Source organism: Arenibacter troitsensis (assembly GCF_900177645.1).
GTDB classification, from domain to species: Bacteria; Bacteroidota; Bacteroidia; order Flavobacteriales; family Flavobacteriaceae; genus Arenibacter; species Arenibacter troitsensis.
Genome location: NZ_FXAO01000006.1, coordinates 26,988 through 52,037, shown reverse-complemented (window position 1 = coordinate 52,037; position 25,050 = coordinate 26,988). Strand labels below are relative to the sequence as shown.

At 39.7% G+C, this 25,050-nt stretch carries 20 protein-coding genes; 12 read left to right on the top strand and 8 right to left on the bottom strand.

Going from position 1 to position 25,050, the window contains the following annotated elements:
- Positions 1–111: 111 nt before the first annotated feature.
- The 4 genes from B9Y87_RS14285 to B9Y87_RS14270 all read right to left on the bottom strand — a co-directional run bounded on the left by B9Y87_RS14285 (position 112) and on the right by B9Y87_RS14270 (position 3,324).
- Positions 112–837 carry a LytR/AlgR family response regulator transcription factor gene (locus B9Y87_RS14285; protein ID WP_085499660.1) on the bottom strand — a complete coding sequence of 242 codons (726 nt, stop codon included), beginning with the start codon at positions 835–837 and terminating at the stop codon, positions 112–114.
- Positions 818–1,879: a sensor histidine kinase gene (locus B9Y87_RS14280; RefSeq protein ID WP_085499659.1), complete on the bottom strand. Its 1,062-nt coding sequence runs from the start codon at positions 1,877–1,879 to the stop codon at positions 818–820. Before B9Y87_RS14280 ends, B9Y87_RS14285 begins: the two co-directional genes overlap by 20 nt.
- A gap of 8 nt (positions 1,880–1,887) precedes the next feature.
- Complete coding sequence (locus B9Y87_RS14275; protein WP_085499658.1) at positions 1,888–2,232, bottom strand: DUF4907 domain-containing protein; 345 nt, start codon at positions 2,230–2,232, stop codon at positions 1,888–1,890.
- 78 nt (positions 2,233–2,310) lie between these two features.
- Positions 2,311–3,324 (bottom strand): Kelch repeat-containing protein, encoded by a 1,014-nt coding sequence (locus tag B9Y87_RS14270; protein WP_245808717.1) that lies wholly within the window; start codon positions 3,322–3,324, stop codon positions 2,311–2,313.
- Between the two features lie 220 nt (positions 3,325–3,544).
- Here B9Y87_RS14270 and B9Y87_RS14265 point away from each other — a divergent pair, with 220 nt between their 5' ends.
- The 9 genes from B9Y87_RS14265 to B9Y87_RS14220 all read left to right on the top strand — a co-directional run bounded on the left by B9Y87_RS14265 (position 3,545) and on the right by B9Y87_RS14220 (position 15,225).
- On the top strand, positions 3,545–4,864 hold the full coding sequence (locus tag B9Y87_RS14265; RefSeq protein WP_085499656.1) for a DUF4270 family protein: 1,320 nt from the start codon (positions 3,545–3,547) through the stop codon (positions 4,862–4,864).
- Positions 4,857–6,104, top strand: a complete 1,248-nt coding sequence (locus B9Y87_RS14260) for a BamG family beta-barrel-assembly machinery protein (protein ID WP_245808716.1) — start codon at positions 4,857–4,859, stop codon at positions 6,102–6,104. Before B9Y87_RS14265 ends, B9Y87_RS14260 begins: the two co-directional genes overlap by 8 nt.
- Positions 6,105–6,636: 532 nt before the next feature.
- Positions 6,637–7,599 carry a 2-dehydro-3-deoxygalactonokinase gene (locus B9Y87_RS14250; protein ID WP_085499653.1) on the top strand — a complete coding sequence of 321 codons (963 nt, stop codon included), beginning with the start codon at positions 6,637–6,639 and terminating at the stop codon, positions 7,597–7,599.
- Positions 7,589–8,230, top strand: coding sequence for a bifunctional 4-hydroxy-2-oxoglutarate aldolase/2-dehydro-3-deoxy-phosphogluconate aldolase (locus B9Y87_RS14245; RefSeq protein ID WP_085499652.1), 642 nt, complete (start codon positions 7,589–7,591; stop codon positions 8,228–8,230). The genes B9Y87_RS14250 and B9Y87_RS14245 overlap by 11 nt, the downstream gene beginning before the upstream one ends.
- 42 nt (positions 8,231–8,272) lie before the next feature.
- Entirely contained in the window at positions 8,273–9,421 is a 1,149-nt protein-coding gene (locus B9Y87_RS14240; protein WP_085499651.1) for a lactonase family protein, read from the top strand.
- 169 nt (positions 9,422–9,590) lie between these two features.
- Positions 9,591–11,153 carry a sulfatase family protein gene (locus B9Y87_RS14235; RefSeq protein ID WP_085499650.1) on the top strand — a complete coding sequence of 521 codons (1,563 nt, stop codon included), beginning with the start codon at positions 9,591–9,593 and terminating at the stop codon, positions 11,151–11,153.
- Between the two features lie 115 nt (positions 11,154–11,268).
- On the top strand, positions 11,269–12,738 hold the full coding sequence (locus B9Y87_RS14230; protein ID WP_085499649.1) for a sulfatase family protein: 1,470 nt from the start codon (positions 11,269–11,271) through the stop codon (positions 12,736–12,738).
- 343 nt (positions 12,739–13,081) lie between these two features.
- Positions 13,082–13,951, top strand: a complete 870-nt coding sequence (locus B9Y87_RS14225; protein ID WP_245808715.1) for a phosphatase PAP2 family protein — start codon at positions 13,082–13,084, stop codon at positions 13,949–13,951.
- A gap of 104 nt (positions 13,952–14,055) precedes the next feature.
- Positions 14,056–15,225, top strand: coding sequence for an aldose epimerase family protein (locus tag B9Y87_RS14220; protein WP_085499647.1), 1,170 nt, complete (start codon positions 14,056–14,058; stop codon positions 15,223–15,225).
- 511 nt (positions 15,226–15,736) lie between these two features.
- Here the strand turns inward: B9Y87_RS14220 and B9Y87_RS14215 are convergent.
- Entirely contained in the window at positions 15,737–16,180 is a 444-nt protein-coding gene (locus B9Y87_RS14215) for a hypothetical protein (RefSeq protein WP_085499646.1), read from the bottom strand.
- Between the two features lie 509 nt (positions 16,181–16,689).
- Between B9Y87_RS14215 and B9Y87_RS14210 the strand changes: the two genes are divergently transcribed.
- Complete coding sequence (locus tag B9Y87_RS14210; protein ID WP_176225637.1) at positions 16,690–17,598, top strand: lysophospholipid acyltransferase family protein; 909 nt, start codon at positions 16,690–16,692, stop codon at positions 17,596–17,598.
- Between the two features lie 62 nt (positions 17,599–17,660).
- Here B9Y87_RS14210 and B9Y87_RS14205 read toward each other — a convergent pair whose 3' ends face one another.
- From B9Y87_RS14205 to B9Y87_RS14195, 3 genes are read right to left on the bottom strand one after another with little or no spacing between them, the layout of a single operon-like run.
- Positions 17,661–18,434: a creatininase family protein gene (locus tag B9Y87_RS14205; protein ID WP_085499644.1), complete on the bottom strand. Its 774-nt coding sequence runs from the start codon at positions 18,432–18,434 to the stop codon at positions 17,661–17,663.
- Between the two features lie 49 nt (positions 18,435–18,483).
- A complete protein-coding gene (locus B9Y87_RS14200) occupies positions 18,484–19,365 on the bottom strand; it encodes a phytanoyl-CoA dioxygenase family protein (protein ID WP_085499643.1) in 882 nt (293 codons plus the stop codon).
- Between the two features lie 17 nt (positions 19,366–19,382).
- The gene (locus B9Y87_RS14195) at positions 19,383–20,546 is read right to left on the bottom strand and encodes a sialidase family protein (RefSeq protein ID WP_245808714.1); all 1,164 of its coding nucleotides are present in this window, start codon (positions 20,544–20,546) and stop codon (positions 19,383–19,385) included.
- Between the two features lie 229 nt (positions 20,547–20,775).
- Between B9Y87_RS14195 and B9Y87_RS14190 the strand changes: the two genes are divergently transcribed.
- Entirely contained in the window at positions 20,776–21,276 is a 501-nt protein-coding gene (locus B9Y87_RS14190) for a hypothetical protein (RefSeq protein WP_085499642.1), read from the top strand.
- A 788-nt stretch (positions 21,277–22,064) separates the two neighbouring features.
- A complete protein-coding gene (locus B9Y87_RS14185; protein ID WP_139827244.1) occupies positions 22,065–25,037 on the top strand; it encodes a SusC/RagA family TonB-linked outer membrane protein in 2,973 nt (990 codons plus the stop codon).
- Positions 25,038–25,050: the final 13 nt, after the last annotated feature.

The window sequence follows — 25,050 nt, the reverse complement described above, 5'->3', positions numbered from 1 at the left end:
TTAAAAGATAAACAGATGTAAAGAAGTAATGAACTTATTTTTCATTCCTTCGATATACATGTATTCATGTAACCTATAAATCATTAATTTCCTTTATTGATTATAGGCTTCTTACAATCCCAAAAAAGAAAAGAATTGGGTCTTATGACTTTCGCCGATAGGGATACGCGTATCGTTGATTACGATCCGGTTCCTTTGTATGGATCTAATTACGTTAACGTTGACCACGAAAGATTTATGTACCCTTATGAACTGGTAACTGGGCAGTTTTTCCATTATATCCTTAAAGCTTAAAAGCGTTAAGATGGTCTTATTGGTACCGGCAATATGAATTTTTAAATAATCCTTTAGTCCTTGGATGTATTCTATATCATCCAAATTTATTTTTACATTCTCGTGTTCAGATTTTACAAAAATAAATTTCTGGATATCGTTGTTTCTGCCAAATGAGGGGAAAATATTGGCCTCCGTTGGTTTTACCTTTTGCGCCAAAATTTCTTTGGTTCTTGAAATGGCCTTTATAAACCTATGATAGGGAATTGGCTTTACCAAGTAATCGACTGCATTGAGTTCAAAACCTTCTACGGCATATTGCGTATAGGCCGTGGTAAAAATAAATAACGGCCGGTTCTCCAGAGCGTTTATAAATTCCAGGCCACTAATTTGTGGCATTTCAATATCACAAAAAATGACATCAACTTTTTTTTCCTTTATGACCGTTATGGCATCCAAAGGATTGGTATAGGTCCCTACTACTTCGGTAAAATCTATTTTTTTGCAATAGTCTGCCAAAACATCTATAGCCAAGGGCTCATCATCAATGATTATGCAATTCATAGTTTTTTAAATTTAAAGTTAAATTCACCTCGTAGGACTTTCCGTCGTTATTAATCTGCAATACATGCGAATTCGGGTACAAATAGTTCAATCTATTTTTTACGTTTTCAAGACCCACCCCACTACTTTTGGTTTTTGCCCTATAAGTACCTATTGTGTTGATCACCTGTAGATGTATGGACTCTTGGTTTACCAAAAGGTTTATTTTTACAAAGGTTTTTCCATTATAATCGGTGCCATATTTAAAGGCGTTTTCAATGAAGGAGATAAATAATAGCGGTGGTACGAATTTTCCCCTTTCTTCGCCAGATATTTTTAGAAAGACATCCTCCCCATCAGATAGTCTGAGCCGTTGCAAGGCCACGTAACTTTTAATGTATTCCAGTTCTTTTCCTAAAGGTACCAGTTTTTTGTCTGCCTCGTAGAGCATATATCGCATAAGTTCGGATAAATTGATGACCGCTTCGGAGGTGTCCGGGGATTGTTTAACCGAAAGTGAATAAATGGTGTTTAAAGAATTAAAAAGAAAATGTGGACTTAATTGCGTCTTTAAAAATTGAAGTTCTGACTGTATTTTTTCTTTTTCCACCAATTTCCTCAGATCTTCGTTTTTCTGCCATTCCGTATACACCTTTAACATCGTGCTGAAAATATAGGTTACGGCAAAGATAAATGTGCTCATCATAAAAAGCCTGAATCCTCCGGGGCCATTCCCACCTCGCTGTCGCATATGAGCTTCCAGCCTTGGAAAGTCGTTGGGCGGTAATGGCGGGAAAGCAATACTTGTGAAAAGGCCAATGGTTAAAAGGACTGTTACAGACAATAGAATATAGTGCCACATACGGCCCTTTAGTAATATTTTCGGCACCAGATAATAGTAATTAAGGTAGAAGAGTGCCATGGCAGAGAGTAATTTTGCCATGAGGCTATAGGGCAGGGTTCTTGATTCGGTGAGAAAGGGATAAAATAATAGTCCACAGAGCGTAAGCCAAAGTAGGGCGTGAACAAGCCATTGCGGAACATTTTTTTTGTCAAGAACCATGTACTGCCCTAATATAGGTTAAACTCTGGAATCTGTAATTCCTTCAGTTCGGAAATTGTTAAAATAGGACTCTCTTTTTTTAGTATTTTGGTGATAACCTTATTTGCCGTACGGTCCGCATTCTTGGCTGTAGCAAACGGCCGATTGCCTTCCAAAATTGGAATGTATTCCTGTCTTATGAGTACTTTATCCTCCAAAAGTATTTGATATCCGTAACCATCTCCAACCTCAAATATTTCGGAATGCAGCGGTGTTTTGCTTTTTGTGGTGCCATAGGAGAAATCTGTGAACCTTAAAAATAATAATCCGGTTACTACTGCAATTAGAGTATATGCAACTAGAATTCTTTTCATATATTTTTAATTTTAAAAGAGCTATGCCGTTTAGCATAGCTCTCTTTGAAAATCAATAAGTAAACAAAATCAAAATCACTAGTCTTCGTCATCGTATTCGTCATAGGGCAAAAATTCCTCCAAATCATCCAAGTACAGGCTGCCAGTGCGTCCTAGCCCTATAAATGCCCTTACGTTGTTGGAGAATACCACTGCATCCTGTCTGGATGTTCTTTCAAAATCAGTTTTGGATTCCCAAGTATCGGTACTAGGGTCATATTCCCAAATAGATTGTAAGGTTCCCCCATAAGTTCCAGTGGCTATATAGCCATGGTCATTTAGGGTAAAACCTAATGCATTGCTTCGAACAATGGAGTAATCGTCCTCTTCGTCAAGATCCAATTTCTGTGTCCAACTTTCTGTGGCTGGATCAAAAGTCCAAAAATCATTCAAATAAATACCATTGGAAACCCCGGTTCCCATATATACCGTATCACCTATGGTAAAGGTGGTTGCAGCCCTTCTTTTGTCTCCACCAAAGCCTACTAACTCGGACCAGCTATCGGAAGATGGGTCGTATTTCCAAAAGTCCTTCCTATCGTTGTCACCGTCAAAACCCGTACCGAAATAGCCATAGCCGTTTATACCAAATGCAATAGCACTTCTCCTTGGGGTAGATGGGAACGGGGCAATTGCCGTCCATGTATTGGTGCTTGGGTCGTAAGAATAAAAATCAGACAGTTCGTCCAGGCCATCATAACCAGATCCTATATATCCTTTGTCATTTATGGCAAAGCCTACAGCGGCATTCCTTGCTGTTCCTGGGAAATCGGCTTTTTGGGACCAATAGTCACCATCCATATCATAGGCCCATAAGGAAGTTAGGTAATCATCCCCGTCATACCCTACGCCACTATATCCAATGTTTCCAATGGTGAAATAGGCACTACCACTACGGGGACTTCCATCAAATACAGATTTATCTATCCAGTTTCCTAAATCTTCCTCTTCATCGTCGCTAGAGCAACTGGCCATTAAGCAAAGTGTTAAGCTAGCCATAGTTAACATTCTAATGTGGTTTACCCTTTCCTTCATGTTATAAATGTATTTCATTAGTTGTTTTTTTTTCAAAACTAGATGCCGAACCTCGGGTTTAAAACTTAAATAGATAAAGTAAGCTATTTAACATATGAAAACGGCTATTTTATCTACCAATGGCAGACCCTTTTTAATAGCTAAAATCCCCTATTTGGTCTTATAAGTTTGTGGATTGGTCTATTGGCGTTTTTAGGCTTGGGAAACGCATCTACTTTTGGTATCAAATAATGAACAAATGAGAAAACTCCTAGGACTTTTAGCTTTGCTGACATTAGTGGTTTCATGTAGCGATGATACTATCAATGATTCCGATTTTGTGGCCGGCGGGACATTTACCAACAGTAATATACGGGTAGTGCAAATTGATACTATGAACGTAGAAACCTATACCATGAAGTTTGATAGTCTCGTAACTTCACAAGCCGGCCGTATGTTGATAGGTAAATATTTGGATCCAGTTTTTGGGGCCGTGAAAAGTGCAAGTTATGTGGAATTGTTGCCCAACAGTTATTCTATCGATTCAGAGGCGGAATATGACAGTATCGGCTTCTTTCTTACATATGACGCTTATTACTACAATGACACTCTTAAAAGCAACACCATCCATATTAAGGAGTTAAGTGAACTTCTAGAGCCAGCGGATGGGAGCAATTTTTACAATACCAGCAAGGTGGCATATTCCGAGGAAGATTTAGGTTCCATAACCTACACTCCAAGGCCTCTTGGAACCGATTCTTTATTTATAAAACTGAGCGACACTTTAGGGCTCGGTATTTTTGATCAATTACAACAAAAGGATATTACCAATACCGAGGAATTTAAGGATTACTTTCATGGGCTAACCTTTCAACCGGGCGAAGACGACGATGGGTCCATAGTGGGGTTTGATTTTTCTACAAGTGTAATGAGAATGTATTATAGCATTCCCGGAGCGGATAGTCGAACACTATTTACAGCAAATTTTGCCATAAACACCGCCAGTAGTCCAATACCATTCTTCAACAAGATGTCGGTAGTTGAAACCAATGAATATTTAACTAAAATTACAGATTCGGAGGTTGTTCCCAATACTTCCGTAACGGGCAATCAAAGTTTTGTGCAATCCGGTATTGGATATACCACCAAAATAGAACTTACGAATCTAAAAACGCTATTCGATATTCCGGGACAGGGCACCCTGTTAAATGCTGTTCTAAAAATTAAACCGGTAGCCGGATCTTATAGTGATGAACTGGCCTTAAGGGATAATTTATCGGTGTATATAGTGGATCAAAACAACGATTTATCGGAACAATTGGTGGGAACGGATAATGCTGCCATACAAGCCACTTTAAACCTTGATGGTCAAGAATTCAATGATATTTATTACGAAATACCCTTGACAACCTACATTGAAGGAATATTGACGACGGAAAGGGATGCCGACTATGCAATTGTTCTTTTGCCAGAGGATTATAACAGTACTGTAGACCGTTTTGTTTTAATGGGAACAGAGGGCTCTGACCAAGGTGTAAAATTGGAACTTACCTATGCAATATATGATGAAGATGAATAAATTACCTTTTTTGGCCCTGTTTCTAACATTTATATCCGCAATTCCTGTTTTGGGGCAATCCGAAGGGCTTACAAGTTCCCCTTATTCCCTATATGGTCTAGGTGTAATAAATCAGACCAGTATTGGGCGGACCAATGGGATGGGATACTCCGGAATAGCGTTGAAATCGGATACGGAAATTAACAATTTAAATCCTGCCAATTTTGCCTTGATACCCCAAAATTCATTTTTTTATGATGTAGGTATAAGAGGGAAATACAACGATTATAGCAATAGGATATACAACGAATCCAAAACCACGTTCAACTTTTCCAATTTGGCCCTTGCCTTCCGGATAGCCGAAAGACTGGGGGCAGGTATTGCCCTTATTCCTTATACCGATGTTGGTTATACCCTGGTAGGGGTAAAAACCAATATTGAGGGATCTGAAGAATCCTTCGAAAGTAATGTCAATGGACTTGGGGGTATGAGCGATCTTAATTTCAACCTGGGGTATGGAATTACTGATAATTTAAGGTTTGGGGCCAGTTTTTCCGTATTATTTGGAAAAATTGAGGAAGAAGAATCCTTTCAGGTTTACGGTAGTGCCCTGGTCTCCACCGAGGATACCAATTACAGTGGTGCCCGTGTTGGTCTTGGATTGCAATACGACCTTACAAACAAAATCACCATTGGAAGTACGGTACAACTACCCACAAGTCTTAAGGGTAATGTAAGGCGTTCTGTAATTAAAAGTCTTGGCGGGGTTGAAATAGAGGTGGAAGAGGATGAAAGTGATACTGTTTCCGACTTCAATATGCCATTGGAACTTGGTGTTGGGTTAAGTGCCAACTTCCTGAAATCCTTTACCATAAATGCCGATTATAAAAAGAATTACTGGAGTGATACCGAACAGTCCGAGAATATTGGTACATACGTTGATCAGGATATCTATGCCGTAGGTTTGGAATTCGTTAGAAATGCTGCCAGTTATAAATTTAATCAGCGTATTCGCTATAGAACGGGGTTCAACTATGATACTGGGTATTTGTCCCTTAACGATGAGAAAATAGAAGGTTATAATTTTACTGCCGGTATTGGTTTGCCTATTGGCCGGGGTAATAATTCTATGCTCAATTTATCTTATTCCTATGGATCCACAGGATTAATAGAAAATATACTCGTCAAGGAAAATTACCATGTACTGACCTTGAATTTAAGTTTGGAGGACCTGTGGTTTAAAAAACGTAAGACCAACTAATACTAGGTCATTATAAAATTTATCCAAAACTAGTGGAATTGATTTGTTGTTAGAAAGCTAGCTTCCATAATGTTCATGGACAATTCGGCTTGTTTTATACTTATGTTGTTTTCCAAATTGTAGTCAAACCACGCTTCCAACCTCCAAATTTGGAATTAAATGAAATAGATTGAAACGTGGATTCCCTAGGTCAATCCCCATATTTTATCGATGATTTTTAAGGGAAATGGTCCTACCTGTCTATATTTCAAGGATTTGACCTATAGTGGAAGAAATATAAGATGAAGCCATCCGGGCAACAAAAAGTAAACATGGAATTTGAGCCAATACTTGCTAGGCGACCGATATATGTTTTAGCGATGAAAAAAAATAACGTATTTTTCGGGAATAATGGCATCTTTAGAACAAGCTCTAGTTTCTGTTGGATATTTATTTACCCTTCAAAGAATAGGGATCGATGATATTGAAGAGCGTTGATGGGCCATTGCACGTTGCGATAACCGGAATATAAAAAAAGAGCAATTTAAGCTTGATGACAAATATGGGGCTACCCGAAAAATTTATTAGTTGTGATTGGGGCACCTCCAATTTTAGACTGCGTTTGGTGGAAACGCAGTCCTTAAAGATACTATCGGAAATCAGGACCGATATGGGGATTAAAAAATGCTATCATGCATACAAACAGCAAAAGAAACTATCCCAGCAGGCCTTTTTTGCCGATTATTTATTGCCTCAGCTGGAAAAGTTGGGTGTACCGGAAGCTGGAATGGGTTTTTTGGTGGCTTCGGGCATGTTGTCTTCATCCATTGGCATGCAGGAGTTGGATTATTGTAAATTCCCTATTTCCTTTACAGGGGAAGGTCTAATTAGCAATTTAATTGCTATAGGTCCTAATTTGAACCTTCTTTTAGTTTCTGGAGCAAGGACCAATAACGATGTAATGCGGGGGGAAGAAATCCAGGCTATTGGGCTTTCGGATTACCTGCCAAAGAGTGGAAAGGGAATTCTTTTGTTGCCAGGAACGCACAGCAAACACATCCAATTCAACGATGGGCGGTTTATGGATTTTACCACTTATATGACCGGGGAATTATTTGAGGTTATAGGCAAGCACAGTATTTTGTCGGCTTCCATGGAAGAATCACCATGGAGCCCTTTATATAAGGACATCTTTTTGAAAGGAGTACAAAAAGGGGTCGATAACCAACAGATGGCATCTTTTTTTTCCATTAGGGCAGATAGCTTGATACATAAATCCTCCAATGTCGAAAACTATTATTTCCTTTCCGGGATGTTGATAGGAGCGGAGTTGTCCCATTTGAAAAGTAGAAGTGAAACGGTGTACCTTTCGGTAACGGGAATACAAAACGAATTGTACCAATTGGCTTTGAAGTCCTTTCTGGAGGGGAGCAGAATCGTATGTTTCGAGCCACGAATTATAGAAACAGCCCTGCTGCTAGGGCAGCGTAAAATTTTGGAAACACATGTCAAATAAAGTAGCATTTTCGTGGGAGCTCTATAATAAGGCACCTATTGTGGGTATAGTAAGGGGGGTGTCCATGGACGTAATGCCGGATATTGCCAAGGCGTATTTAGGGGCGGGCCTTCATACCATAGAGATAACCATGAACACGCCGGGAGCTGTCCAAATGATATCCATGCTCCGAAGCGAATTTCAAGAACTTAATGTGGGTGCCGGTACGGTCTGCAATATGGAGGATTATAAAGAGGCCGTTGCTGCGGGAGCCCAGTTTATTGTGACCCCTATCATTGATGAGGTCGTTATTAAAACGGCTGTAGCACAAGGGGTACCTATTTTTCCGGGAGCATACTCCCCAACGGAAATATATAAGGCTTGGAGTTTAGGGGCATCGGCTGTAAAAATATTCCCGGCCAGCCAGCTTGGGGTACGGTTTATAAAGGACATAGCGGCTCCACTTAACGACATTAAGCTTTTGCCGACAGGCGGAGTTTCTTTGGAAAATATCAAATCTTTTTTTGAGGCTGGTGTTGTGGGCGTTGGCATGGGTAGTTCCCTCTTCAACAAAAAGCTGATAGAGGAAGGAAATTTTGAAGGCCTTGAGGAGCATTTCGCCAAGATAAAAGAAGAAGTAAAGGGGTTTTAAATTCAATTGAATATATTTAACAAAATCAATTCCATTTTTATCATGAAACGACCTGTTAATTATTTAATGTTCAGTATTCTATGGGTGCTAGTGGTTGGGTGTAAGAATCAACCCAAAAATGCCAATTTGGCAAGCGCGCCACAACAAATTCATAAAGAAGCTCTAAAACTTTTGGTAGGTACTTTTGCCGAAGGGGATGATCAGGGAATTTATCAGGTCGATTTTAACCCTGAAACTGGGGAATTGTTCAATAGTCGCCGTGTGGCTATAGAGAACAAGCCAGGTTATCTTTATCTATCCAAAGATGGGAATAGGGTCTATTCTTCCAATGGTACCAAACCAGGGAGTGTATCGGCATTTCAATGGAACAAAGATAAAACTGCCCTGGACAAATTGTCCAATTTTTCCAGTATAGGGGATGGAGCCTGCTATGTTGGGGTAAGTCCCGAGGAGCACCTTCTTGCTGCCGCTAATTATAGTTCCGGAAGTATAGTAATATATCCTTTGGAGGAAAAAGGCGGTATGATAGATGATCCCCAAGGGGTACAGCACAGCGGAAGTGGTCCACATCCCAACCAAAAATCCGCCCACGCCCACTGCGTGCAATTTTCCCAAAACGGAAAGTTTTTATATGCCGTAGATTTGGGTATTGATCAAATTCTGACCTATCCGATAAATTCGGATAACAAATTGGGGGAAGCGCAAGTGGCTTTACAGCTGGATCCCGGCGATGGGCCAAGACACCTTATATTCCACCCAACTGAAAACAAGGTGTTTATTATAAATGAATTGTCCAGCACAGTTGTGTCGGCCACTGTGGATGAAGAGAACGGCGTTTTTACAAAAATTGATAAAAAGAGTACCCTCCCAGAAGATTACCAAGAACCCAATGCTTGTGCCGATATTCATATTAGCAAGGATGGCAAATTCCTATATGCTTCCAACAGGGGGCATAATAGTATTGCTGTTTATTCGGTATCCGAAGTCGGAGATCTAGAACTTCTTGGCATAGAAAATGTGCAAGGGGATTGGCCCCGTAATTTTGCCTTATCGCCAGATGGCAATTTTCTTTTGGTAGCCAACCAGAAATCGGATAATATTATTGTTTTTAGGGTAGATAAGCAGACAGGACTTCTTAAATATACCGGAAATCAGTTAGGTCTTTCGCAACCGGTTTGTTTAAAGTTTTAGGTAATTAACCCACCTATTATTACCAATCTTAAATGAAATCGATTTGAATTTTCAGCGTATGGTTGTTCATGAAATTTAAGTTTGCAAAAAGGTTTGGATTAAAAATATTTATACGCGTAGTATCTTACGGGCTGCTACAATCAAAATCAGTAAATTAATTAAATAGAGTATGAAGATTATCAAAAAGAGTTTGTTCCATTCCGCACTGGTAGTTTTGCTTATGCTTGGATGTAAATCCAAGGCAGAAAAAGAGGTCGCTGTTGTGGAAAGTTCTAAAAAACCCAACATTGTATTTATTTATATGGATGATCTTGGCTATGGCGATATGAGCGCCTATGGTGCCACCGAGATCAGCACTCCAAATATGGATGCCCTGGCAACGGGAGGAGTGCAGTTTACCAATGGCTATGCCACCTCTGCCACCTGTACACCAAGTAGATATGCCATATTAACCGGTAGGTATCCCTGGCGCAATAAGGACGCCAAAATATTACCTGGAACTGCTCCCTTGATTATTGACACTACCCAAATTACAGTGCCCAAAATGCTGCAGGAGAAAGGCTATGCCACCGGTATTGTAGGGAAATGGCACTTGGGACTTGGTAGCGGCATGGTAAACTGGAACGAACGGGTATCGCCTGGTCCCAATGAAGTGGGTTTCGATTATTCTTATATTTTAGCTGCAACACAGGATAGGGTGCCAACAGTGTATATAGCCGACGGATATGTAGACGGATTGGATCCCAACGACCCCATAGAAGTTAGTTATAAGGAAAATTTTGAGGGCGAACCAACAGGATTGGACAACCCGGAACTGACTACGATGAAATGGCATCATGGGCACAACAACAGTATAGTGAATGGAGTACCGCGAATAGGCTTTATGAAAGGTGGGGAGGCCGCCAAATGGAGCGATGTGGATATGGCGGACCATTTTCTGGCCAAAGCCCAACAGTATGTAAAAGAGCATAAAAACAAACCTTTCTTTTTATATTATGCCTTGCAACAGCCGCATGTACCCCGTACCCCCCATCCGCGTTTTACAGGGAAGTCGGGTATGGGTCCTAGGGGAGATGTTATTCTGGAAGCTGATTGGATGATAGGAGAGTTTATGAAAACCTTGGATGAGGAGGGAATATTGGAGAATACATTGATTTTTTTCTCTAGTGATAACGGCCCTGTGGTCAATGATGGCTATTATGACGATGCCGTAGAGAAATTGGGCAACCATACCCCGGCAGGAATATTAAGGGGTGGTAAGTACAGCTTGTTCGAGGCAGGTACCAAAGTGCCCTTTATTACCTATTGGAAAGGCACCATTGCTCCAGGAAAATCCAATGCCATGGTGTGCCAAGTGGATTTGCTCACTTCAATCGCCGCTTTGGTCGGAAGTGATAAAACAGGTGAGGATAGTGAGAACCTTTTGGATGAATTTTTGGGCAAATCCCAAAACGGGAGGGATCAATTGGTGTTGGAAGCCACCTCAAGAACGGCCTTCAGAAAAGGAAAATGGGCTATGATTCCCCCTTATAAGGGACCCGCGGTTATTAAGTCGGTCAATATAGAAATTGGAAATTCAGAGGAATATCAGCTATATGATTTGGAGAACGACCCAAGTCAAAAGGATAATTTGGCCAAATCCAATCCGGATAAACTTCAGGAATTGGTTGCGGATTTCGAAAAGATTCGGGGCACTGGTACAGGGGAAATAGAAGACTTGGAGTTGAAATAGACCATTTGTTAATGGTTGGAGAATAATGAAAGGTTAGCATCAAATATGTTCCTTGGTTGCTTTTTTGTTAGCCTAGTTTAGTATTGTGTTGAAATTTTATAAACAAATATATCCAATGAATTTAAGGCTACTAGTTTTAGTTTTCACTATTATAGGGTGCTTGCTTCTTGGTTGTGCAGACATAAAAGAAGAAGTACAGTCTAAACCGATTTCAGCAACCAGGCCCAACATAATACTTTTTGTGGCCGATGACCACGGAACAGATGCTTTGGGTGCCTATGGAAATAATGTAATTAAGACGCCTAACCTGGATCAATTGGCTAGGGAAGGCGTGCGTTTCAATAATGCCTACTGTACCTCTGCCAGTTGTGCCGCCAGTAGATCGGTTATTTTAACTGGACTCTATGGGCATGCAACTGGGTCATATGGTCATGTGCATGATTACCATCATTTTAGTACCTATGATAAAATAAAATCTTTGCCAGTGTTATTGGAGAAAGAGGGTTATGCCACAGCTAGGATAGGCAAGTACCACGTGGCTCCCGAATCGGTGTACCATTTTCAGGCGGAGCTAAAGGCCAACCCAAGAAACACTGTGGAAATGGCTGAGCAATGTATGGGTGTATTGAATTCGGAAAAGCCATTTTTTCTTTATTTTTGTACAGATGACCCACATCGTGCGGCCTCGACCAACCCTGGACAGTGGGACGCACCGAACAGTTTCGGAAATAAGGTAGATGGCTATCCTGGTGTAGAAACTATCACCTATGATCCAGCTGAAGTTGTGGTACCGGATTTTTTGCCAGATACCAAGGAAAGCAGGGAAGAAATTGCGCAATACTATCAAAGTGTCTCTAGGATAGATCAAGGTTTTGGGAGGTTGATGCAGATGCTCAAGGAGTCGGGCAAGGCAGACAACACTATTGTTATTTATATATCCGACAACGGAATGGCTTTTCCAGGGGCCAAGACCACCCTTTATGAGCCTGGTATGAAACTGCCCTGTATTATTAAGGACCCTAACTCTACATTGAAGAATGCGACTTCGGATGCTATGATTTCTTGGGTAGATTTGACTCCCACTATCTTGGATATGGCGAAAGTGGATATAAAGGAAAAATCCTTTCATGGACGTTCATTTAAAGATGTATTGAATGTAAAGGAACCTAAAGGATGGGATCAAATATACGCCTCCCATACCTTTCATGAAATCACTATGTATTACCCCATGAGGGTGGTGCGGGATAAGAATTACAAACTTATAAGAAACATAGCATGGAGAATGGAATATCCCTTTGCCTCGGACTTATGGGCGGCATCGACCTGGCAGGAAGTGTATCGTGGCAACAAGGAGTTTTACGGAAAAAGAAGGCTTCAAGATTACCTATTTCGCCCTGAATTTGAATTATTCGATTTGAAAAAAGATCCAGATGAAATGTTTAATTTGGCCAACGACCCAAACTATAAGGGAGTCATGGATAAAATGATCAAAAAAATGAAGGACTTTCAAATTAAAACCCGTGACCCCTGGTTAATTACCTGGGATCATGATAGCTCTCTTCAAGGAACGGGGATAAATTTATAATGTATCGGTATTGACTAAATAAGGTCAATGTATATCAATGGCTTATTACTTTCAATCCACCTTTATCAAAGATTCTACTGAACAAAGCCTACACTATTGGATCTTATAATAGGGAATTGAATACCGATCCTGCAACGATGTTGGGATCTTTTGTTTATTTCAAAAATGTTTACCGATGTATAATAGCAACTAGCCACCTAAGCAATTATGTTTGCACCAGGAATGTATCGGGATTTCAGGGTTAATTTGTATGTCTAAGTCTTAGTGGGGCCCTCCTGTTATTTGTTGTTTTTTTACCATAGATTCCGATAATGTTTACAAGTAAATCTATAATTGGTTATTTTTGACTACAATTAAGGCTGATTTGCTAATGGTGGTAAAAGTGAAGGTAATTGTATTTTGTGTAGTCCTATTCGTGTGTATTCCCAAATTGGAGGGGCAATCCCATGTTGGGGATACGCTAACAACATGGAAAACGTTGGCATATGATGGGGCAAGTGCCTTTGGTGGATTAAAACATGCCTACTCCAGGCCGTTTCATTGGGGAAAAGCAGATTTTTTAAAGGCAGGTGGCATTGTCTTGGGTACAGCTGCCTTATTTACTTTTGATGAGGAAAGTTCCAACTGGTTTCAGAGGCAGGAAGAGGATGTGCCCGGAGTTCTTAAGGAAACGGGTTATTATCTCGGAAAACCTTTGTACAACTATTCCCTAAATGGCGGAGTGTATTTAATAGGTCTTTTAACGAAGAATGAAGATTGGAGAAAAACAGGGGTGCTCTTAATTTCATCGGCCACAACAGTTGGACTGATACAGACCGTGAGTAAAACTTTAGTAGGGAGGGCCAGGCCCATTACCAATGTTGGAAAAGCAAGTTTTGAACCTTTTAGTAACGAGGCTGCCTATCACAGTTTTCCTTCAGGGCACACCATATTGGCATTTACTACCTTCTATGCCATAGGTAAACAATTTGAAAATCCTTGGGCCAAGGGCGGATTTTACACTTTGGGGCTTCTTTCCCCTGTATCGAGATTATGGAGTGGCGCCCACTGGTTGACCGATGTGGCGCTGAGTATAGCGGTAAGTGTTGTGGTGGTCGATTCTATTGATAAGTATCTAGAGAAGGAAAGGTATCCTGTAGAGTTTTCCAAGGACAGGATTAGCTGGAAACTTCAAGTCGGACCGGGAACTATTGGGTTGAGGGGGACTTTTTAGTTTTTTAAAAGGCGTATTCTTTTTTTTTATGAAAAGATGGTGTCTGTTGGTTTTGTATATTACCATTTATTTAAACGCCAACTTTAATCTGCCATGTAAAAAATATGAAGTTCATAAATCAGGTTTTTTATGGCCTATCCTTATTAGGGATAGTGATTTTTAGCGTAATGTGTAAAGACGAACATAAAAAGGGATTGACCCAAAAAATTGAAAAAGTGAGTATTGAAAAAAGCGAATTTGGGACTACGCCAGATGGCGGGAAGGTAGACCGCTATACCCTTAAAAATAGTACAGGAATGACGGTGGATATAATAACCTATGGTGGAATTATTCTTTCCATCAAAGTTCCAAACAAGGAAGGTATTTCGGAAGATGTGGTTTTAGGGTATAACAACCTAGATCAATACATGGAGAGTAGCCCGTATTTTGGTGCAATTATAGGCAGATATGGAAACAGGATAGCCAAAGGAAAATTTTCTTTGGACGGAATGGAATATAGTTTGGACGTTAATAATGGAGAAAACCATTTGCATGGAGGTATTAAGGGTTTTGATAAAGTGATTTGGAAGGCATCCGAGGAAACGGGCGAAAATTATGCGGCCTTAAAATTGGTTTATTTGAGCAAGGATATGGAGGAAGGATATCCCGGGAACTTGAATACCACGGTTACCTACACCCTTAAGGATGACAATTCTTTGGATATGTACTATGAGGCAGCCACAGATAAGAAAACAATAGTAAACCTTACCAATCACAGTTATTTTAATCTGTCAGGGGATTTTTCCAAAACTGTTCTTGATCAGGTCCTTAGTTTGAATGCGGATAAATATCTTCCGGTAGACAATACCCTAATTCCCACAGGGGAAATTGCTGATGTGGAAAACACTCCGTTCAATTTTAGGGAACCAACACCCATCGGAAGCAGGATAGAGGCGGACGATGATCAATTAAAGAAGGGCGGCGGTTATGATCACTGCTGGGTTTTAAACGGTAGGGACAAAGGACATCGATTGGCTGGAACCGCTTATGATCCGGAAAGTGGCCGGGTTTTGGAAGTGTTCACTACTGAACCGGGAGTACAGTTTTATTCTGGTAATTTTCTGGATGGTACCCTTCCTGCCAAGCAGGGGGGGACCTATAAAAAAAGAAGTGGCTTTTGTTTGGAGACCCAGCACTATCCCGATTCTCCTAATCAATTGGATTTTCCATCGGTGGTTCTGAATCCGGGGGAAAAGTATAGCTCAAAAACCACCTTTAAATTCACAACTAAATAATGTAGTAATAAAGGTTTTATACTTGGCAATGCGTTCTTTTGTTCGGGTGATGATGATTTGGGTAATAAAGAAAAGAAAGGGGAAGTGCATAAAGGCATTTTCCCCTTTATTAATTATTAATAGGTTCTCTTTTTAATGATTTTGTAGGTGATGAGTGCTAAGGCTATGAGCAGACAAAAAACTATTGAGATAAATGGATTATTGTCTATAATTTTTACTATTGGGCTCACTATTTCCATATTGTTAATGAATTTCAGATTATCTAAAAATAGACCAAGGTTAAACGATTTTTTTTCTTAGATATTTTATCTAAACAAAGGTTGCTTTAAAACTTCTTAAATAAATTGAAAAACCCTCCCAAACTTTGTTAAAACTTGTTGGTACAGGGACTATGACAAATTACGGGAGTGGCGGGAAGGATAGCCATTAAGGCAAGTGAAAATGAGACCATTGCTATTGTGGCCCGACTATAGGGTAACAAAAAAATTGGTGCTTTTGGTTCGATCGTAACTTAGTTCAGCAACCTATTTCCTTTATCTTTTTTAATGACCTTGGAAACCAATTTAAATAGGCGCAATTTAAGTTCCCTGTATTGAACAGAGTACCTAGCCATTTCGGAATTCAACTCCCAATGGGTTTCTGTATATGCTTTTTCCATTTTCAACTGGTCTATTTCATCCATCATGATCTCCAATTGGTTCTCATGGGCTTGGACCTTTTTCATCAGTACGATTAGCTCTTTTTCGGAAGAGGCGATGGCTCCTATTATTTCCTTACTTTCGTTGAACACGGACGAATCCGTTAATTGTAAGGTGTAAGATTTTACCAAATCGTTTAAGAACAATTGTTCGTCCCTTATGAATTTTAATTCCGACATCCACTTTAGACTAGCCTCGTGCATTTCGTTGGGATCCAACCACTCCATCATTCTTTTTTTATTTATTGCAGCGCTCATAATGTTGTGTTTTAGATTAAATACATGATTCTTTAGATTTTGACGTTCCCAATATTTAACAGCTTAATATGTGATACTAAAAGTTGGGAATGGATAAAAAATGGTCGGTAGTTGTAAATTTATATACCTGCAACCTTAAAGTTAAGAAATTGAAAAGCGCAGCTAAATGATATTAGTCATTTTTAGGGATTGATCTCAACTTTTTTCTTACTTGTCAATGGACTTCCTTATTACCCGTGTCTTGGAAAGGTTTTGGCGATTATTTTAGTTGGTGCTGCACAAGAAGAGAATAAAATATCCATAATTTTTATATTCTCTTTCTAATCAAGAAATGTAGTTAATTAATGGAAAATCAATAAATTAGATAGATTTTGAGCAGTATTAACAAATTCTTACCGTTTCATAATTTACCGCATTGGGTAAGTATTTTTAATTTTGACCTACTAATGATAAGAAATCCCAAGTAGTAAGTAATGGGTATTATTTGGAATACTTAAATGAAATACAGGATGAAATACCTTTCAAGATTTAAATTTCTCCCCTTTTACGCTATTTCCTTACTCCCGATGTGGGCTCTTTACAGGGTCTCGGATCTTATGTATTTTTTGGTATATCACATTGTGGGCTACCGAAAAAAGGTGGTGTTCAATAATCTTAGAAACTCATTTCCTTCCAAGAGTGACAATGAAATAGAACAAATAGCCAAAGATTTCTACAGGCATTTCTGTGATATTGTTTTGGAATCGTTTAAAAGGTTGACCATAGGGGAGAAGGAAATAAAAAAGCGCCTGCTGATTAAGAATCCGGAATTGATACAGCAATATGTAAACGACCAACGCAGTATTCTCATGTACACAGGGCATCAAGGCAATTGGGAGTGGTTGGTTTTTTTGCCATTGATGTTTCCCTATAGTTCCAATACGTTTTACAAACCTATCAAAAACAAGTATTTTGATGAGTTGTTCAAAAACATGCGGGAACGTTTTGGTGTACATTGTGTAGAATCGGACAAGGGATTTAGGACCATAATAGATAATCATCAAAGGAAAGTACTTACCTTAAATTGTATGATCGGCGATCAAAGTCCAACTAAAAGGAGTTCCAAATATTGGTACAACTTTTTAAATCAGGAAACCGCCTTTTTTGTTGGTGCCGATAAGATTGCCAAAAAAACAGATCAGGTTGTTCTATTTCCGTTCTTCAAAAAATTAAAAAGAGGTTATTACGAATTGGAGTTTCGGATCATTGAGGATCACCCACAATTAAGAAACAATTTTGAAATTTTAGAGAAATACGCCCAACAATTGGAACAGGCCATCATTAGCGCCCCAGAATTGTGGTTGTGGAGCCATAGACGATGGAAACTGAAAAGGGAGGACTTTCCGTTTGTAGATAAATTGGAATATGTTACCAAATAAGGAAGTGTCCAGCCCTCGGATAAACCTCCTAATTACAAATTAGGTTATATAAGCAATTGTTTTTATTCGTACATATCATTCAAATTGGCATGGTGCAGCTCTACAAAAAAATCTGCAATGCCATCTGTCACTGCTGTAAAGAAGTTGGCTCCATTTACCGGGTTGGCTAATTTCGGATTCCCAACTCCTGTATCCTTTGTTACCGCTGTCCATTTACGTTGAGCGGAAACCCAACCCGTTTTTAATCCATTTATTTTGAAAGTTTTGGCGTTTCCATCTCCAGCTTGGTCCAAAGGCAATACCAAATCTGGGGTTAGGTGCATTACTACGGCTGTTTCCAATTCCCCGGCATGATCGCCTGGTTCGGTAAAAAATTGAGACCCATCTTTTACCTGCCACCAATTTAGGGAGCAAACAAAGACAGTGGGATATATTATGCTCAGTTCCCTGATAATTTGCTTGAAATTATTGCCTCCGTGTCCGTTTACGATAACCAATTTATGGATACTGTTGGCTTCCAAGACCTGAACCAAATCTTTTAAAACTGCCATTTGTGTACTTGGGTTCATGTTTAAGCATAGATCAACATCTATTTGTCCCGTATTTACGCCAAAAGGGATAGTTGGCAGAACAATGGTTTTAGCACCTTGGGACCAGGCAATTTCGGCCGATGCTACAGCGGCGTGCTCTGCCAAAATGTTGTCAGTGCCATAAGGCATATGGTAATTGTGCGCCTCGGTGGCACCCCAAGGTAAAATGGCAACGGTATAATCTTGCTCTCGAACAGTTTTCCAATTGGTTTCGGCAAGTATATAGGGTCTTGGCTCTGGCTTCATAATAAGATGGCTAAAGTTTTGATTGGTATTTTATGCTATGCATTTTGTTTTATTTTCCAGAATAAAGCAATGGGAAAAACTTGCCTTCCATCTTATTTCCTTTTGGAACTTTGGGAACTCCGGCCAAGAGCTCATCGTCGGTATTGCTTACTGTGCCATCGGCAAATACATTAAGGACAAATGCCCGCCTACTTCTTTCCGACTTGTTTTCATAGGAACCATGTACCATAAGAGGATGATGAAAGGTTGCATAGCCTTTTTTTAGCTCAATGGGCGTAGGCTTAAACTCTTTTTTTTGATCCTCGCTAAGATATTTCATGAGTCCGTCCATATCACCGGCAAGGGAAGGGGCATCCAAAAGACCCCATTTATGGCTTTTAGGGATATAATGGAGACAACCGTTTTCTGTATTGGCATCATCCAATCCCGTCCAACAGGTAAGATGTTGCATGGCTATTGTCCTGGTCCAATAGGAGTAGTCCTGATGCCAGGCTACTACACCACCATGGAGGGCAGGCTTACAAAATAATTGGTCGTGCCAAAATCTAACGGATTTGCTTTCCAACAATTGGTGGGCTGCCATTATAAAGGCAGGGTTCCAAAGAACGTCATGAAATCCAGGAGTAATACGCCAATGTCCAAGGGAATGGAATAAAACCGAATTAGGGTCTTGGGATTCGTTACTGTGAAATTCATAGAACAAATGATTCCCGGGATGATTGGGGTCCATAATTGCTGCCAATTCTTGGTTTAATCTATCCACTTGCCATTCCTCCAATAGTTTTATTCCGGATAGATATCCAAATTCATGAAAGTGTGCCACCTGTTCATCGGATAATTTGTATTGCTCCCATTCCGCCGCTGATTTTGGCAGTTGGAACATGTCCGAAACAGGATGGTCATAATCGGCTAAGTCCTTTATTACTAACATATTTCTATGATTAAATGTTATTTCTTTGGTTTTTTGTAGGTGTCTTTTCCATCAGTCAACCAATTCAATGAAAAGCTTACAAAGGCATTTTCGGTATGGTCGTCCTTTTCAAAAATTAAACCTATATCACCATTGTCCAATATGGTCATGGACGAGTAGGCCGATTCCCCTTTATAAATTGTTTTTCCCTCGGACCAGGTTTGACCTTCATCGTAGCTAATACGAACAGTTAAGTTAACACGATCTTTGTCACTTTTAGGATTGGAGAATAATAATCTATTTTTTTTATAACCATCCTTTATGGCGGTATATCGGACAATACTGGCATTGCATCCTGGATCTATCAAGGTAGGTTCGGGTCGGGTTTTCCAACTATTTCCCTCATCACTGGAAATATGTACAAACCTTTTACCCTCTTTATTCGCCCTGGCGTTGATCATCCAATCCCCATTGGCCAACTCTACAATCTTGGATTCGTCAGCAGGACTCACAGGAGTATCGATAAAGAACCAGGATTTTCCATGGTCCTTACTGCCAAAAACATGCATCCCACTATTAAGATTTGCCATACAGTGCAATAGGGTGCCGGATCGGGTCTGAATGCCACGGCCAGAGGTGATAAATTTAAAATCGTTATGCCATTCCTTTTTGGCAATTTGAGTGGTAATATCTTCGGGTTCGCTCCACGTTTTGCCGTTGTCCTTACTTTTTATAACATGTAAGTAATAAACATCTTTTTCATGATCCAAATCCATATAGTTATAAAACAGAAATATTTCCTTGGTGATGTTGTCCACGATCATGGAAGGGTCAGAAGCTGATTTTCCGCTAGGAAAATCTATTATTTTTTCTATTTCCGACCAAGTTTTACCATTATCGGTACTTTTTCGAATCACAATATTAATGTCCTTGCTCCATTGTAAATCGCCACAGGATGGTACCCGTTCATCAATGGCCGCAATAAGGTCGCCGTTGGGAGCGGTGACCAAGGCAGGTATACGGTAGCAGGAGATGTTGGGGTTATTGGACGAGTTGAACAGATCTTGGTAAGTTATAATTTCCTTTGAAATTTGGAAGTTCTTGTTCTGCCCAAATAAAGCGGTTACCATAATGAGGCAAATAATAGCAGATGTTTTTTTCATTGCAGAAACGTTTTTTAAGGCAACTTTAAATGGATTCATATTTAATTATTTAAAGATATTTTTAAAATATCACATTTGCTAATTTGGTGATTGCATATTCCATTTTGCATGTTCATGGTACTGCTTGGCAGTTCTTTGTTAAGATTGCATATTTGAATGTTTTCAAAAATCAGTTTGTCCACAACCTTTTTTGAACGTTTTACAACAAAAATTCGCTAAGGTTTGGATAAGATTTTAGATTTATGCGGACCAACAAAAACCAACATTTATGAAAAAAGTACTCGCTACCTTTGTTATTGCTCTTTTAAGTATAGGATTATATGCCCAACAAGGTATGAAACTCGGAATCCATGGAGGGCTACCATTAGATGAATTCGAAGATGATCTTAGTCTGGTGGCAGGAGTTGATCTGGGATATCGATGGGGTCTAAGTGAAATTATAGACCTAGGGGTAATGGTAGGTTTCGTAAATGGCTTTCCTGAAAAATATGATAGGGACCTTTTTTCCGAGGATTTGCCCAATATTCAATTTGTACCCCTTGCCGCTTCTGTTAGATTTTGGACATCCAATTCCTTCTCTATTGGGGGTGATATTGGTCAGGCCATCGGAATAAACGACGGTAATGACGGTGGATTATATTATAGACCAACAATAGGTTATTTAATGGGCGCCCAGACAGAAGTAAATTTTTCCTATACCGGAATAGCGTTGGATGGTGCCACTTGGTCCACCCTTACCCTTGGCGTCCTCTATACATTCGATTTTTAAGGGCTTCTATAAAGGGAATAATATAGACTTCCTGAAAGCCAATAAGTTATCCGCTAAGGTTATTTTTTGGCCCTTATTCTTCATGGAATGATTCCTTAATTACTCTGGTTAAATTAAATTGGGCCACTTTACGCCTCTTCAAAATAAATAGGTCTGGGTGTTACAATGTTAAGTTAGTGTTAGCTTAGCAAAAAAGTGCACATCATTTAACTTGTATAAATTGCAACCAATCTGTTTTTTGTAGTAAACATCACTTTAAATGCGGTAGAATGAACTAATTAGCGCTATGAATTCAAAATATTTTTCGCTTGCTATAACTTAAATTCAATCTATCCTATACCTTTATATGTTGCCCGTGTAAGATGTTGGTACATGGCAACCATGTGTTTGTTATTAAAACGTAAAGCCAAAGTAAAATCATAAAACCGTCTCATTTTCGTACTTGTATTTATTTAGTTTTGCCGAGAATAACCAAACATTGATTAATCGGCAGCGTAATTTTAGGTCATAGACAACAGACTCCTTTAATTATTTTTTGGAAGAATGTAGCATAATCCAAAATGGTCACCTTGGTTTCTAGGCTTGTTCCTTACATAGAAATGTAGCTTTAAAGTGGGTTGTCTTAGGCTAGGATACCGAATTTGGACTACGGCAGATAGGTTGGTAAGAAAATTCTTCTTAATGGAAACAATGCAAACCTTTGCATTGTTTTTACGGCCATAAAAATTCCGATATCGTTAATTTAGTGTTAAATTGGTTACGACAAAACTAATTTAAACCATAAAAATATGAAGAAACTGAAATTTTTGATGTTTGTCTTATTGGTAGGCACATCCCTAACGTCATGGGCGCAGACCACAGTAAGTGGTACAGTGTCCGATGAACAGAATATTCCTTTACCAGGTGCAACTGTGGTGGTAAAAGGAACTTCAAATGGAACTACGACCGATTTTGATGGTAATTTCGCCATCCAGGTATCGGATGAAAATGCAATTTTGGTTGTATCCTTTTTAGGATATGCTACCAAGGAGTTTCCGCTTAACGGTCAAACCAATGTGAGTGTATCCTTGCAGGAAGACTCATCATTGTTGGATGAGGTGGTAGTAGTAGGTTACGGCGTTCAAAAGAAATCTGATGTAACCGGATCTATCGCTTCCGTTAAAAGTGAAGATTTTAACAAAGGAGTAGTGGCCAATCCCGGTCAGCTTTTGCAAGGTAAAGTGTCGGGTGTCAATGTAACTTCGGTAAGTGGGGAGCCAGGTGCATCCCAAAACATTATTATTCGTGGATTGGGGAGTCTCCGATCAGGAACTACACCGCTATTTGTCATTGATGGTTTTGTTATAGACAATAGTGGTACTGGAGTAGCTTCCAATCCCTTAAATTTTATCAATCCTCAGGATATAGCCTCGATGGATGTGTTGAAGGATGCTTCCGCAGCTGCCATTTATGGAGCGCGCGCCGCCAATGGGGTTATTGTTATCACTACCAAAAAAGGAAGGGACGGCAAATCTGAAATGAATTTATCCATTTCTACTGCAATGGCCACTTTGGCCAATAAAATGGATGTCTTTAGCGCCGATGAATTTAGGCAACAGGTTCCTGCTGTAGGAGGTGTTTTATTGGATGGAGGTGCTAATACGGATTGGCAAGATGAACTGACTAGAACGGCCATTTCCAAGAATGTTAACTTTGCTATGAGTGGCGGGGCCGCAGATAAATTTTCCTATTACGTATCCACTGGGGTCGATGATCAAAAAGGGATTTTTAATACCAGTTCCTTAAAAAGATATTCAGGAAGGGTAAATCTGACCCAGAAAGCATTGGACGGACGTTTTAATGTTGATTTGAATCTGACGGCTTCAAGAACAGTAAATGATAGGCCTAATATTGGTGATATGACAGTGGATATGCTACAATTGAACCCTACAATTCCACTTTATACCAACGGGGAACCCACCTTGTTCGATGATAGATTGAATCCCGCGGTACGTAACCAAATTTATAGTGATGTTTCCAACAGCAACCGTATCTTGGCAAATATTGCCCCTTCTTTAGAAATTTTTAAAGGGTTGACCTATAGGGCCAATCTTGGGGTAGATTATTCGGCAACGGATAGGGATGTACAGACAAATCCGTATCCTATACTGGAAAGCTTGGTAGAAGGTACACTTGGTTCTTACTATACCAATAATAGGAATTCCTTGGTAGAGAATACATTGACCTATACCTATAATGAGGGCGTTCATAATTTTACCTTGTTAGCGGGACATTCCTATCAGGAAATATATGTTCAGCAAAAACATTTCGATCTTAGGGGCTTCGCAACCAATGATATTGATCCTAAATTTCAGGATCAGATCAGTAGCCAAGAGAATCCTACGAGCCTGAACAGTTATGCATTTAAGAATGAACTTCAATCTTTCTTTGGTAGGCTTAATTACGGGTATGCGGACAAATATCTGCTTACAGCCACCATGCGTGCCGATGGTTCTTCAAAATTTGGCGCCAACAACAAATATGGATATTTTCCATCCGTAGCATTGGGCTGGAATATTAGTAAGGAAGACATATTGGCCGATAGCGACGTTATCAATAATCTAAAACTTCGTGCTAGTTGGGGACAAACAGGTAACCAGGAAGGGATAGATAATAAAGTAAGTTTGGCAAGTTATATAGACAGTAAGGCGGACAATGATACTTATCCTCTTGATCCAAATGCAAGTACTATAGATGATTATCCATTTGGTACTGTTCCTGCCCGAACGGCAAATCCCGATCTTAAATGGGAAGTTTCCACACAGACCAATATTGGATTGGATTTTGGTCTCTTCAATAGTAAATTGACGGGTACCTTGGACTATTTTCACAAAGTTACCAGTGATGTGGTACTACTTGCCAATAGGATAGATCCCATTCAGCCCACTTCAAAAATCTGGACCAATATTCCGGATATGGAAATTATAAATTCGGGTGTTGAAGTGGCACTGGATTATAGAATAATGCTCTCGGAGGACTTCATGTTTAATTTGGGAGGTAATATGAGTTTTACTGAAAATACAGTTGAAAACTCCCAATTTGAGGTGATTACTACTGGTGCCGCCCAAGGTGCCGGGCAAACTGGTGCCACTATTAATGGGTATCTGAACAACGAACCTGTAGGTGCATTCTATATGAAGGAATTTATTGGTATAGGTGCTGATGGCCGTAATCAATTTAGGGACGTCAATGGTGACGGTGAAATTTTGGATAATGACCGTGTCGTTGTCGGAAGTGCCCTGCCGGATATCATATATGCGTTTTATTTTAAATTCAATTATAAAGATTTTGATTTAGGTCTTAACTTTAATGGAGTTTCTGGGAATAAAATCTTTAACCATACGGCTATGTCCCTATTTTCAAAAGGACAGTTGAGCAGAAACCTGAATACGACAGATTTTGCAGTAGAATTTCCGAACGAGGACAACAGCAACTCCAATGAAGTGTCTACCCGCTATTTAGAGGATGGTAGCTTCCTTCGCTTAAACAATGCCACCCTAGGGTATAACCTAAAACCTCAAAATCTTGGTTTAGGAGATTTGATAAGTAATGTCAGATTTACTCTAACGGGCCAGAACTTATTTGTGGTTACAGATTATTCCGGGTTTGATCCGGAGATCAACACGGGAAGCACCATAGACGGGATTCAAACTTTTGGGATAGACCGGTTTACATATCCTTCTCCAAGAACATTGCTTTTTGGCTTAAACGTATCATTCTAATAAAAAAAATGCT